A 12,919-nucleotide genomic window follows, 5' to 3' on the forward strand; every position below is an offset into this window, starting at 1 on the left:
CGAATGATTTTTACGTAGACACTATTTTTACGTAACTAGCTGAATTTTATAAGCAGTTATGACTCCCCCCCGACGCCTGGGAAGGCGACACTAGAGGTTGCTCAATGAGCGAAAAGTTACAAAAAGTTCTGGCGCGTGCCGGACATGGCTCACGCCGCGAAATTGAAGTTATCATTCAGGCTGGACGCGTCAGCGTTGACGGTAAGATTGCCACTCTGGGCGATCGCGTTGAAGTGACGAAAGCCACCAAAATCCGTATCGATGGTCATGTGGTTACCGTTAAGGAAACCGAAGAGTCTGTGTGCCGCGTACTGATGTACTACAAACCGGAAGGTGAGTTGTGCACCCGTAACGATCCTGATGGCCGCCCGACAGTATTTGACCGTCTGCCAAAAATTCAGGGTTCTCGCTGGGTTGCCGTAGGGCGTCTGGACGTGAACACCTCCGGCTTGCTGCTGTTCACGACCGACGGTGAGTTAGCCAACCGCCTGATGCACCCTAGCCGTGAGGTTGAGCGTGAATACGCCGTGCGTGTTTTCGGTGAAGTTGATGACGAAAAGATCAAACAGCTAAGCAAAGGCGTACAGCTGGAAGACGGCCCGGCATCATTCCGCACTATCCGCTACCAGGGCGGTGAAGGTTTGAACCAGTGGTATAACGTGACGCTGACTGAGGGGCGCAACCGTGAAGTTCGCCGTCTGTGGGAAGCGGTTGGCGTGCAGGTTAGCCGCCTGATTCGCGTGCGCTACGGTGACATTACGCTGCCGAAAGGTATTCCTCGCGGTGGCTGGACAGAAATGCCACTGGAACAGCTGAACTATCTGCGTGAATTAGTGCAGCTTCCGGCAGAAACGGTATCGAAACTGCCGGTTGAGCGCGAGCGCCGCCGGGTGAAAGCGAACCAGATCCGTCGTGCAGTAAAACGTCACAGCCAGACCAATACTGCGCCAGCACGCCGTACTTCGCCAAAACCTAAGCGCAACGGGTAATATCGTTATCCCTACGCTTCACGGGCCGCTTTCGCTGCCCGCAATAGGTTGTTATTTATCGAATGAAAACGGGCGTAACGGAATAGAAGAGTAAAGCGTTTGCGCCAGGGATGGCGCAATCCGAGCTTACATGGACGTACTTGCAGCGTCTTTACGATCTATCCGTTACTCCTGCGCACCAGCGGTTGTCAGCAATAAGGCTAACGACTACCAGTCAATGCCTTGCTGGGCCTGAATTCCGCTATCAAACGCATGTTTTACAGGGCGCATTTCCGTCACGGTATCGGCCATTTCTAACAAATCACGATGGCAACCTCGTCCGGTAATAATGACCGTCTGCCCGGCGGGGCGCTGCTTCAATGCCGTGACAACGTCACTTAAATCCAAATAATCATAACTAATCATATACGTCAGTTCGTCCAGTACGACGAGGTCGATCTGTGGATCGGCTAGCATCCGTTTGCCATGCTGCCAGACGTGCTGTGCCGCTTCGGTATCCGTCTGGCGATTCTGCGTATCCCAGGTAAAGCCCGTCGCCATGACCTGAAATTCCACGCCGTGATGTTGCAGCAGATTCTTCTCACCGTTAGGCCATTCACCTTTAATAAACTGGATCACGCCCGCCCGTAATCCGTGGCCTATCGCTCGCGTGACGGTGCCAAAGGCCGCCGTGGTTTTGCCTTTCCCGTTACCGGTGAAGACGATCAGGATACCGCGTGTTTCATTCGCGGCGGCAATGCGGGCGTCGACCTTTTCTTTCAGGCGCTGTTGGCGTTGCTGGTGGCGTTCATCGCTCATCGTGCGTGCTCTTCTCTATTATTCGGCTGGACCGGCTTTTCTGCCCGGCTGTGCGTCAAAACTCATCCCCGTCTTACGGCGGCTGTCATCGCCCATCAGGTAGAGATACAGCGGCATAATATCTGCTGGCGTTTTCAGTCTCATCGGATCTTCGTTAGGGAAGGCTGACGCACGCATTCCGGTACGTGTCCCGCCAGGATTGATGCAGTTCACGCGCAGATTGTGCGAGCGATATTCTTCTGCCAGCACTTGCATCAGGCCTTCTGTCGCGAACTTGGATACGGAATAGGCTCCCCAGCCGGCGCGACCTTCGCGGCCCACGCTGGAACTGGTGAAAACCAGAGAAGAACAAGGCGATTTCAATAACAGAGGCAGCAACGCCTGTGTCAGCATAAAGGTCGCGTTGACGTTGACCTGCATAACCTGATGCCAGATCTCAGGCGTTTGCTGTGTGATAGGGGTGATTTCCCCGAGTAATCCGGCGTTGTGGAGAACCCCATCCAGGTGCGGTACTACCTGCGCCAGTTCGTCAGCCAGTTGAAAGCACTGCGCGGAGGATAAGGCCAGCATATCGCAGACAACAACGTGCGCTGGCGTACCGTGTTCCTGCTCGATCTGCTGTTTAACTGCCTGAAGTTTACTTTCTGTCCGCCCTAATAAAATGACGTGCGCGCCGTAGCGAGCGTAGGTCAGCGCGGCTTCCCGGCCAATGCCGTCGCCAGCACCAGTAACCAGAATGATGCGGTTTTGCAGTAAATCGATTTTAGGCTGGTAATGCACAATGAATTCCTCTTGCCGTGGCGCAAAGCAGCCACGCTTCAGATAATAGACCTGCTATCGTGTGTCAGCACGACGAGGTGCGTCGGTCGTGCCGCTCGGAACGTCAGATAATGGCGCATCCGGGCAGGGTGAATGGGGGTGTTATGCCTCAAATGTCGACTGTTTTCAATGAGACTGCCTCTATTTATCCCCGTGCTGTTGTAAAAAGCAGCAACAGGCGTAAAAACCGCAGGAATAACATCGCCATATTGCGTGCCATCAGTTAGGTTATAGGAAGGGAATGGCGCACGACGTCAACGCCATGGTTGGTGAGTAAACCAACATTAATTAATACGCAGTCAATGAGGACGGTGTTTGTGGAATTACTTTCTCTGTACGGTTTATTCCTGGCTAAGGTACTCACCATCGTGGTGGCTATTGGTGCATTAGTCGTTCTGGCATTCGGGATGACGCAGCGTAAGCGCCCACATAAAGGTGAGTTGCAGGTCACGAATCTGGGTGAACAATATCAGGAAATGCAGCGTGAAATGCAGACCGCCTGCATGAGCGACACCGAGCGTAAGCTGTTATCGAAACAAGAAAAGAAGAAAGAAAAAGAAACCGCGAAGCAAGATAAACAGCGCGTCAAACGTGGTGAAGAAAAGAGTGTTAAACCGTGTCTGTACGTGCTCGATTTCAACGGCAGTATGGATGCGGGCGAAGTCAGTTCGCTGCGTGAAGAGATCTCCGCCGTGCTCGCCGTGGCGAAACCGAAAGATGAGGTATTGCTGCGTCTGGAAAGCCCAGGCGGTGTGGTTCACGGTTATGGATTGGCGGCCTCGCAATTGCAACGTTTACGTCAGGGCGGCGTACGCTTGACGGTCTCCGTAGATAAAGTGGCTGCCAGCGGCGGGTATATGATGGCCTGCGTGGCTGACCGCATCGTCGCGGCACCGTTTGCGATTGTCGGGTCTATTGGCGTTGTGGCGCAAATCCCCAACTTCCACCGTTTGCTGAAAAACAAAGACATTGATGTTGAGCTGCATACTGCGGGCGAATTCAAGCGTACGTTGACGCTGTTTGGTGAGAATACCGAACAAGGTCGTGAGAAATTCCGTGAAGATTTGAATGTCACGCACACGCTGTTTAAGGATTTTGTACAGCAGATGCGTCCTTCGCTGGATATTGATTCTGTTGCGACGGGAGAGCACTGGTTTGGCACTCAGGCGAAAGATCTGGGGTTGATTGACGCTATCGGTACCAGTGACGATCTGCTGATTGCTGAAATGGCCAACCATGAAGTGTTAAGCGTTCGCTATACGCGGCGTAAGCGTCTGCTGGATCGTCTGACGGGCAGCGCTGGCGATACCGCAGAGCGACTGATGTTGCGCTGGTGGCAACGTGGTTCGAAACCCCTGCTGTAATTAATAAAATATTAAGCCGTACACAATCAAATGCCCGCGAATTTGCGGGCATTTGCATTTAATCGATAAGCTATTTAATCGATCAAGTCGTATTTTTCGGATAAAACATGCGCAAGATGCTTGAACATGTTAAATACCGCGGTGCTTTTTAAGGTCGGTATTCCGTTCTCATCGAGAAAAAACTCACCGCGAAAAACCAGCACGCCGTTTTTTTGTTCTACGCTATCAGCGACCATGCCATGCAAATAATCATCGTGATGCTTAATGATGTCATTGGCTTCAATTAATAAGCTCTGGCGGTCAATAGGACGCTTTTCTTCGTTAACCTGATGTTCAGGTGACATGATTGTTACTCCTGTACTCACCCTTGAAAAAAGGGGGCGTTGCACTATATCAACAAGGCTATTTCTAAAATCAATACCGCGATTTCAAAACGCAATGCGGTTATTTCAAAGTCGCATCAAGAGAAAGGGTACTGCGATACGGTTTCAGCGTAAAGCGTAGATTATGATACAAATGGACTACATTTTAGGTGCTTACCTGCCGATATTCAGTGTGGCAGGAGGCGGATAAAACAGGGTTTCCATGCTAATTAGGTTGCGTGGCAATATTTATCAGGTAGAGTGTGGGATTTTGCGCAGTCAGTAGAATCCGCTCTGGATGCCCCGAAAAATATCTGATTTTCAGAAGAATTCAGCAGGTAATAGTACATATGGGTAAAGCTCTCGTTATCGTCGAGTCCCCGGCAAAAGCCAAAACGATCAATAAGTATTTAGGCAATGACTACGTGGTGAAATCCAGCGTCGGTCATGTGCGCGATCTGCCGACGAGTGGCTCAGTCAGTAAAAAGAGCGCGGACTCAACGACTAAAGATAAAACGAAAAAGAAAGTCAAAAAGGATGAGAAATCCGCGCTAGTTAATCGTATGGGCGTCGACCCTTATCATGGCTGGAAAGCCAACTACGAAATACTGCCGGGTAAGGAGAAGGTTGTCTCCGAATTAAAAACGCTGGCGGAAAATGCCGACCACATCTATCTCGCAACCGACCTTGACCGCGAAGGGGAAGCCATTGCCTGGCACCTGCGGGAAATCATTGGTGGTGACGATCAGCGTTTCAGCCGCGTGGTGTTTAACGAAATCACGAAAAATGCCATTAAACAGGCGTTTGAAAAACCCGACACGTTGAATATTGACCGCGTAAATGCCCAGCAGGCGCGCCGGTTTATGGATCGTGTGGTGGGTTACATGGTTTCCCCGCTGCTGTGGAAAAAAATTGCCCGTGGCCTGTCCGCTGGGCGCGTGCAGTCGGTTGCGGTACGTCTGATTGTCGATCGCGAGCGTGAAATCAAAGCGTTCGTGCCGGAAGAATATTGGGAACTGCACGCTGATTTGCTGGCCGGCAGCGATATTCAACTGCAAATGCAGGTGACGCACCACAACGGCAAGCCGTTTAAACCAGTTAATAAAGAACAAACGCATGCGGCGGTCAGCCTGCTTGAGAACGCGCGTTATGTGGTTGCCGATCGTGAAGATAAGCCGACCAGCAGCAAACCGGGCGCGCCGTTCATCACCTCCACGCTGCAACAGGCTGCCAGTACGCGCCTTGGCTTCGGCGTGAAAAAGACCATGATGATGGCGCAGCGTCTGTACGAAGCGGGTTACATTACCTACATGCGTACCGACTCAACGAACCTCAGTCAGGATGCCTTGACGATGGTGCGCGGTTATATTGGCGAAGAGTTCGGCAAGCGCTATCTGCCGGAGTCAGCGAACCTTTACAGCAGCAAAGAAAACTCGCAGGAAGCGCACGAAGCAATTCGTCCTTCTGATGTCGGCGTGCTGGCTGACAATCTGAAAGATATGGAAGCCGATGCGCAGAAGCTGTATCAGCTGATTTGGCGTCAGTTCGTCGCTTGTCAAATGACGCCTGCGCAATACGATTCCACCACGTTAATCGTGGAAGCTGCCGATTATCAGTTGCGTGCCAAAGGCCGTACGCTGCGTTTCGATGGCTGGACGAAAGTCATGCCTGCGCTGCGTAAGAATGATGAAGATCGCACGTTGCCGACCGTGGCAGTGGGCGAGCCTCTGTCGCTGCAGAAACTGCTGCCAGGGCAACACTTCACTAAACCACCGGCACGTTACAGCGATGCCTCTCTGGTTAAAGAGCTGGAAAAACGTGGGATTGGCCGTCCGTCTACCTATGCTTCTATTATTTCCACCATTCAGGATCGCGGCTACGTTCGAGTGGAAAACCGCCGTTTCTATGCCGAGAAAATGGGGGAAATCGTTACCGATCGACTGGAAGAAAACTTCCGCGAACTGATGAATTACGATTTCACCGCACGGATGGAAAGCCGCCTCGATCAGGTCGCCAATAATCAGGCAGAATGGAAAGCGGTACTGGATGAATTCTTCAACGAATTTAGCCAGCAGTTGGAAAAAGCAGAGCAGGATCCTGAAGAAGGCGGTATGCGCCCCAATGCGATGGTATTAACCAGCATTGATTGTCCAACTTGTTCTCGTCAAATGGGTATCCGTACTGCCAGTACCGGGGTGTTCCTGGGCTGTTCCGGCTATGCACTGTCGCCGAAAGAGCGCTGTAAGACCACGATCAATCTGATACCGGAAACTGAAGTACTGAACGTGTTGGAAGGCGACGATGCCGAAACCAATGCGTTGCGTGCCCGTCGTCGCTGCGAAAAATGTGGTACGGCGATGGACAGCTACCTGATTGATAATCAGCGCAAGCTGCACGTTTGCGGGAATAACCCAGCCTGTGACGGATATGAGATCGAAGCCGGTGAGTTCCGCATCAAGGGCTATGATGGCCCGATTGTTGAGTGCGAGAAGTGTGGCTCCGAAATGCATCTCAAAATGGGTCGTTTCGGTAAATACATGGCGTGCACCAGCGAGACCTGTAGTAATACGCGTAAGATCCTGCGTAATGGCGATGTTGCGCCACCGAAAGAAGATCCGGTGCCGTTGCCTGAGCTGCCTTGCGAGAAGTCTGATGCCTATTTCGTATTGCGTGATGGCGCAGCAGGGGTCTTCCTTGCGGCCAATACGTTCCCGAAATCTCGCGAAACGAGGGCACCGCTGGTAGAAGAACTGGTGCGATTCAAAGATCGTTTACCGGAAAAACTGCGCTATCTGGCGGAAGCGCCTGTGGTCGATAAAGACGGCAACAAAACGCAGGTGCGTTTCAGCCGTAAGACCAAACAGCAATATGTCTCGTCAGAGAAAGACGGCAAGGCAACGGGCTGGTCAGCGTTTTACATCGATGGAAAATGGGTTGAAGGGAAGAAGTAACTTCTTTTCAGTTACCCTGCGCATAACTGAGTTATGTGTAAAACATCGCTAAATCAAGCCAGCCGTGAGGCTGGCTTTTTTGATCGCAGAAAATATTCAGATAAAACAGATGTATGAAGATTGTCCTGCGGTAGCATGACGATTGTTGATCCGTGATAGAGAATGATGCGGTTTACCTCGGTGATAATCGCATGCACCGCGTTCTTTATCGCTGCCGCCATGCGGAAATGGTTATATAAAAATAGTTTTTATGATTAAATGACATTAATTGATGGAAATATGCGCCAGATGGTTAAGACGCAATCAAGATCAATAAAACGGAACGTCGTCAGAACGTTGTGAGATGCCACGCGCACACTTCAATTGGGAATGGGATAAATTATGAAACTACAACAGCTTCGTTATATTGTTGAAGTTGTTAATCACAACCTGAATGTGTCTTCTACCGCAGAAGGGTTGTACACCTCCCAGCCGGGGATCAGTAAACAGGTCCGCATGCTGGAGGATGAGTTGGGCATTCAGATTTTTGCCCGTAGTGGAAAACACCTGACACAGGTGACACCAGCCGGACAGGAAGTCATCCGCATCGCGCGTGAAGTGTTGTCGAAAGTCGATGCCATCAAAGCGGTTGCCGGAGAGCACACCTATCCCGATAAAGGGTCGTTGTATGTAGCGACCACGCACACGCAGGCGCGTTACGCGCTGCCAAGCGTCATTAAAGGCTTCATCGATCGCTATCCTCGCGTGTCGCTGCACATGCATCAGGGCTCGCCGACGCAGATTGCTGAGGCCGTTGCGAAAGGCTCTGCGGATTTTGCTATTGCGACCGAAGCGCTGCATTTGTACGACGATCTGATCATGCTGCCGTGCTACCACTGGAATCGCGCGGTGGTGGTCAAACCGGATCATCCGTTGGCGTCTAAGACCGATATCACCATCGAAGAACTGGCCGCTTATCCTATCGTCACCTATACCTTTGGTTTTACCGGGCGCTCTGAGCTGGATACCGCGTTTAACCGCGCTGGCCTTACGCCGCGCATTGTCTTTACCGCCACGGATGCCGATGTGATTAAGACCTACGTGCGTTTAGGGTTGGGTGTCGGGGTTATTGCGAATATGGCGGTCGATCCGCAGACGGAAACCGATCTGGTGACCATCAACGCGAACAGCATCTTCAGCTACAGCACGACGAAAATTGGCTTCCGCCGCAGCACGTTCCTGCGTAGTTACATGTACGATTTCATCCAGCGCTTTGCGCCGCACTTAACGCGTGACGTCGTCGATTCTGCCGTTGCGCTGCGTTCGAATGATGAAATTGAAGCGATGTTCAAAGATGTGACGCTGCCCGTGAAGTAAACGTCATTCAGGACGGACCAACCAACGTAAAAAAGCCAGACACTGTCTGGCTTTTTATCATTCAAACGCTTTGCTCATCACTCCTCACGCACATATCGGCGTGAGGGGCTCAGGCTGGTTATCAGGCGGCTGCTGTCGTAGTGGCGACATCCTGCGTCATGCGTGTCAGTTTCGGCGCAGTCAGCAGCATCAGAATGGCGATGATGCCCGTGACGATACCAATCTGCATGAAGACATTGCTATAAATTTCCAGAGACGCGTGTGGGTCTACGACGTTCTCAGGCACGGCCATCATATTAGCAACGTAGCCTGCGATAATGGCGGCACCGGCTGACGTCAGGAACCAGGCACCCATAATGAAGCCCATCAGACGCTGTGGTACCAGTTGAGCGACCATCGCCAGACCCAGACCGGAGATCATCAACTCCCCGATACTTTGCAGGCCATAGCAGAGGATCAGCCAGTTGACGGACACAATACCGTGTTCGTTTGCCATGCTAGCGCCCCACGGCAGCACCAGAAACGCGCCAGAGCACAGCACCATACCAATCGCAAACTTGTGCGCCATTGGCAGCTGGTCGCCCATTTTGTTGTAAACCGCAGCCAGAATCGGGCTGGCAACCATAATCCAGAACGGGTTGAGCGCCTGATACTGCTCTGGTTCAAAGGTAAAGCCTAAGATCGAGTGCTCAACGTTGCGAATAGCAAAGAAGTTCAGCGATGTTGGCATCTGGTTGTACAGCACAAAGAAGACGACCGCTTCCAGCATCAACAGAAGCGCGACAATCATTTTCCGGCGTTCTGCTCCGCGCACCGCCAGCATCTCTTTGATGAAGATGGCGACAACGGCCAGTGAAATCAGCATCAGAATCCAACGTGCGATGCTCTGGTTGTGCAGCAACCAGGTGGAAAGGGCGACCAGCGCGACAATACCCGCGAGCGTGACCGCAAGCTTCGGCAGATTGATCGGTTGGAAATCTGGCTGAGAACCTTGTGTTCTGACCCACTTGCGGCAGAACATGAAGTTAACCAGCGTCAGAATCATACCCACTACGCTCAGGGAGAAGGCCACGCTCCAGCCATAGTTCGCGGCAAGTACCGGTGTCGCCAACATAGAAAAGAAGGAGCCGATGTTCACCGCCATATAGTACATGGTGAAAGCACCGTCCAGGCGCGGATCGTCTTTCGCATAGCTGGTAGACAGCAGGGCTGACGGGTTGGCTTTAAACAATCCGTTACCGACGGCAATGGTCGCCATACCGATATACACCCACGTCACGCTGTGGCCTGAGTAGGCAATCATGGTGTACCCGATCGCCAGCACGATGGCACCCAGCACGATCACACGTTTCGTGCCGAGGACTTTATCACCCAGCCAGCCGCCAATGGCGACGAAACCGTATACCAGCGCACTAAATGAGGAGAAAAGGGTAATAGAGTCGGTTTCGGACATGCCCAGCATTTTGACCAGATAAACTGCCATAATGCCTTGCAGACCGTAGTAACCAAAACGCTCCCACAGCTCGATGCTAAAGATGAGATAAAACGCTTTGGGTTGTTTGAAAGCGTTCATGCTGACGCTTTCAGGGGATTCGCTGTTGTTGTTTGCTGTTGACACAAAGACCTCTGATTTTACCTATCTCGTTTTTTTTAACGAGAAAATAACAAGAGTGAAGCAGTGAAACTGCCACCTCTTTTGACTAGTTATGGGGAGGAAAAACGGCGCTATATTGACGTGATTTTACGGACAGGCAAGTCATTTGACATGTTTTGTTGCAAGTGGTTTTGGTTGTTGGATAAAACTAGAAATTAAATGTTATGCAGAGTTTAATTTCATAACTTTCTTTTGCTTCAAATGATTATATTGGTTTTACCTATTTATTTTTCATAAAAGGGATATAATCTGCCTTTTACTTAAAATCAAGACAATATCATTAACTATGAATGAATATGCGGTTTAATCTTTTGCATATCACTAAATATGCAGTGAGTATAAAAATCCATCAATAACAGGAAATAAGATAAATATCGATATAATCACTCCATGTGATTTTCAATCACTAAATTTTCTATTAAAAATAACTTATTAGCCTTAAATAGTGGTTACTTGTACTTTTATACAGGCTTTTTGATAGAGGAATACGCTACAGCGCATCGAATAAACCGCCTGAGCGCATCGTTGTCTGAGCAGTAAGATGCAGAGAACACGTGGCTTGCTTTGCGAGTGAGAGAGCAAAAGACGAGGCGGAGTGAGGAATAACGGAGAAGAAGGTCTGGTGAGAGAGATTCCACCAGACCACAGTAGATTAAGCGTCGACCTTTTCGCCAAATTCACATAAATCTTCAATCAGGCAGGAACCACAGCGCGGTTTACGGGCAATACAGGTGTAACGACCATGCAGGATGAGCCAGTGATGGCAGTCGACTTTAAATTCTGCCGGAACCACTTTCAGCAGTTTTTCCTCTACCTGTTCGACATTTTTACCCGGAGCGAATCCTGTCCGGTTACTGACGCGAAAGATGTGCGTATCAACGGCAATCGTCGGCCAGCCAAACGCGGTATTCAGGACGACGTTTGCCGTTTTTCGTCCTACGCCGGGTAAGGCTTCCAGCGCGGCGCGATCTTCAGGAACCTGTCCCTGATGTTTTTCCAGCAATAAACGGCAGGTTTTGATGACGTTTTCCGCTTTGCTGTTAAACAGGCCGATTGTCTTGATGTAGTCTTTCACGCCGTCTACGCCGAGCTCAAGCATCGCTTCCGGCGTGTTGGCAACAGGGTAGAGCTTTGCGGTTGCCTTGTTCACGCTGACATCGGTTGCCTGAGCGGAAAGCAGCACGGCAATGAGCAATTCAAACGGCGTGCTGAAATGTAATTCAGTCGTCGGATGGGGATTGTTGTCGCGTAAACGCGTTAATATCTCAACCCGCTTGGTCTTATTCACAACGATTCCCCTACGGCACCTGTCACTGGCGTGGTTTTCCCTTCGGCGGCAGCGGCACGGGCTCGGCGTTGTTTCATTCTCTCATCGATCAAATATTTCACCGCCAGCAACAGCCCCAGACCGATAAACGCGCCCGGTGGCAGCATCGCCAGCAGGAAAGGGGAATCGAGGTGAACAACCTCAATGCGCAGCGCTTTAGCCCAACTGCCCAGCAGCAAATCTGCGCCGTCGAATAGCGTGCCGTTGCCCAGAATTTCGCGCAAAGAACCGAGTACCACCAGTGCGCTGGTCGCGCCTAACCCCATTGCCAGACCGTCAATAGCGGAGGGGAAAACCGCATTCTTGGAGGCAAAGGCTTCTGCTCGGCCGATAACGATACAGTTCGTCACGATCAGCGGGATAAAAATCCCCAGCGATTGATATAAGCCATAGGCGTAGGCGTTGATCAACATCTGTACGGTGCTGACCACCGAGGCGATGATCATAACGTAAATGGGAATACGGATTTCCGCTGGTACCCAGCGACGCAGCGCGGAGACGGCCATATTGGTACAGGTGAGAACCAGCGTGGTTGCCAGCCCTAATCCCAGCGCGTTAGTCGCGGTTGATGACACGGCCAGCAGGGGGCAAAGGCCCAGCAATTGAACCAGTGCCGAGTTGTTCTTCCATAACCCTTCAATGAAAAGTGCTTTGGTCTGACTCATTGGTTCTCTCCACAGGCGGACAGCGTGTTGATTTGTGATGGCAGCGTTTGCAGGTAAAGGGCGCTGCGTTTTACGCTGTTAATGACGGCGCGCGGCGTAATGGTGGCGCCGGTAAATTGATCAAACATTCCGCCTTCTTTCTTCACTGCCCAGCGGGCATCCCGCTCGTCCTGTACTGTTTGTCCGCTGAATCGGGTGATCCAGTCAGAAATTCGTACTTCGATTTTATCACCCAGCCCCGGTGTTTCATGATGCTCGGTAACGCGAACACCGAGTACCTTACCGTGAAAATCGGCCCCGACCAGCAGCCGAATAGCACCAGAATAGCCATCCGGCGCGGTACTTTCCAGTGCTGCGGCAACCGGCTCACCGTTCTGACGGGCGATGAACACGCGGTGCGGCGCTGACGATCCAAGTGCAGGATTAGTGACAACGTAACACTCTTTTTGTATGTCACTGTTGTATAACTCGGCGGGAACCACCTGATCCAGCAGCATCTTTTGCTGCAGCATCGCCTGATGCGAGATCGTCGGTTCCGTTAACATGTTCACCACGGCGGTTAATGCAGTCGTGCCAGCAGCAAATAGGGCCAGTGTTGTCGCGTGGCGGCGCATTGTCGTCATCATGGGCGTCT

General features: G+C 51.4%; 11 protein-coding genes. 4 read left to right on the forward strand and 7 right to left on the reverse strand.

The genetic code is table 11. From position 1 onward, the window contains the following. Positions 1-104 precede the first annotated feature (104 nt). Positions 105-989: a 23S rRNA pseudouridine(2605) synthase RluB gene (gene rluB / locus NXT09_RS03300; RefSeq protein ID WP_205550519.1), complete on the forward strand. Its 885-nt coding sequence runs from the start codon at positions 105-107 to the stop codon at positions 987-989. Positions 990-1,196: 207 nt separating this feature from the next. Here the strand turns inward: rluB and cobO are convergent, their stop codons facing one another. Both cobO and NXT09_RS03310 read right to left on the reverse strand, forming a co-directional pair. Continuing rightward, positions 1,197-1,787: a cob(I)yrinic acid a,c-diamide adenosyltransferase gene (gene cobO, locus NXT09_RS03305; RefSeq protein WP_268578847.1), complete on the reverse strand. Its 591-nt coding sequence runs from the start codon at positions 1,785-1,787 to the stop codon at positions 1,197-1,199. An 18-nt stretch (positions 1,788-1,805) separates the two neighbouring features. After that, entirely contained in the window at positions 1,806-2,567 is a 762-nt protein-coding gene (locus NXT09_RS03310; RefSeq protein ID WP_268578848.1) for a YciK family oxidoreductase, read from the reverse strand. Between the two features lie 356 nt (positions 2,568-2,923). On the opposite strand from NXT09_RS03310, the gene sohB reads away from it, so the two are divergent. Then, positions 2,924-3,970 (forward strand): protease SohB, encoded by a 1,047-nt coding sequence (gene sohB / locus NXT09_RS03315; RefSeq protein WP_268578849.1) that lies wholly within the window; start codon positions 2,924-2,926, stop codon positions 3,968-3,970. Between the two features lie 74 nt (positions 3,971-4,044). On the opposite strand, the gene NXT09_RS03320 is transcribed toward sohB, so the two are convergent. Further along, positions 4,045-4,314 (reverse strand): YciN family protein, encoded by a 270-nt coding sequence (locus NXT09_RS03320; protein WP_039276201.1) that lies wholly within the window; start codon positions 4,312-4,314, stop codon positions 4,045-4,047. A 368-nt stretch (positions 4,315-4,682) separates the two neighbouring features. Between NXT09_RS03320 and topA the strand changes: the two genes are divergently transcribed. Then, positions 4,683-7,283, forward strand: a complete 2,601-nt coding sequence (gene topA, locus NXT09_RS03325; RefSeq protein ID WP_205550510.1) for a type I DNA topoisomerase — start codon at positions 4,683-4,685, stop codon at positions 7,281-7,283. 381 nt (positions 7,284-7,664) lie between these two features. Beyond that, positions 7,665-8,639, forward strand: a complete 975-nt coding sequence (cysB, locus tag NXT09_RS03330) for an HTH-type transcriptional regulator CysB (RefSeq protein ID WP_005968651.1) — start codon at positions 7,665-7,667, stop codon at positions 8,637-8,639. A 121-nt stretch (positions 8,640-8,760) separates the two neighbouring features. On the opposite strand, the gene dtpA is transcribed toward cysB, so the two are convergent. The 4 genes from dtpA to rsxG all read right to left on the reverse strand — a co-directional run bounded on the left by dtpA (position 8,761) and on the right by rsxG (position 12,911). After that, on the reverse strand, positions 8,761-10,257 hold the full coding sequence (gene dtpA / locus NXT09_RS03335) for a dipeptide/tripeptide permease DtpA (protein WP_268578850.1): 1,497 nt from the start codon (positions 10,255-10,257) through the stop codon (positions 8,761-8,763). 688 nt (positions 10,258-10,945) lie between these two features. Further along, positions 10,946-11,581, reverse strand: a complete 636-nt coding sequence (gene nth, locus NXT09_RS03340; RefSeq protein WP_268578851.1) for an endonuclease III — start codon at positions 11,579-11,581, stop codon at positions 10,946-10,948. Beyond that, positions 11,578-12,285 (reverse strand): electron transport complex subunit E, encoded by a 708-nt coding sequence (locus NXT09_RS03345; RefSeq protein ID WP_268578852.1) that lies wholly within the window; start codon positions 12,283-12,285, stop codon positions 11,578-11,580. The genes nth and NXT09_RS03345 overlap by 4 nt, the downstream gene beginning before the upstream one ends. Continuing rightward, positions 12,282-12,911: an electron transport complex subunit RsxG gene (rsxG, locus tag NXT09_RS03350; RefSeq protein ID WP_268578853.1), complete on the reverse strand. Its 630-nt coding sequence runs from the start codon at positions 12,909-12,911 to the stop codon at positions 12,282-12,284. The genes NXT09_RS03345 and rsxG overlap by 4 nt, the downstream gene beginning before the upstream one ends. Positions 12,912-12,919: the final 8 nt, after the last annotated feature.

This window comes from Pectobacterium jejuense, assembly GCF_026800125.1.
GTDB lineage: Bacteria > Pseudomonadota > Gammaproteobacteria > Enterobacterales > Enterobacteriaceae > Pectobacterium > Pectobacterium jejuense.

Excerpts from the sequence above, each read along its gene's own strand:
- NXT09_RS03345 (WP_268578852.1), bottom strand. The coding sequence starts at position 12,285 with ATGAGTCAGACCAAAGCACTTTTCATTGAAGGGTTATGGAAGAACAAC.
- rsxG (WP_268578853.1), bottom strand. The coding sequence starts at position 12,911 with ATGATGACGACAATGCGCCGCCACGCGACAACACTGGCCCTATTTGCT.
- cobO (WP_268578847.1), bottom strand. The coding sequence starts at position 1,787 with ATGAGCGATGAACGCCACCAGCAACGCCAACAGCGCCTGAAAGAAAAG.
- rluB (WP_205550519.1), top strand. The coding sequence starts at position 105 with ATGAGCGAAAAGTTACAAAAAGTTCTGGCGCGTGCCGGACATGGCTCA.
- cysB (WP_005968651.1), top strand. The coding sequence starts at position 7,665 with ATGAAACTACAACAGCTTCGTTATATTGTTGAAGTTGTTAATCACAAC.
- NXT09_RS03320 (WP_039276201.1), bottom strand. The coding sequence starts at position 4,314 with ATGTCACCTGAACATCAGGTTAACGAAGAAAAGCGTCCTATTGACCGC.
- topA (WP_205550510.1), top strand. The coding sequence starts at position 4,683 with ATGGGTAAAGCTCTCGTTATCGTCGAGTCCCCGGCAAAAGCCAAAACG.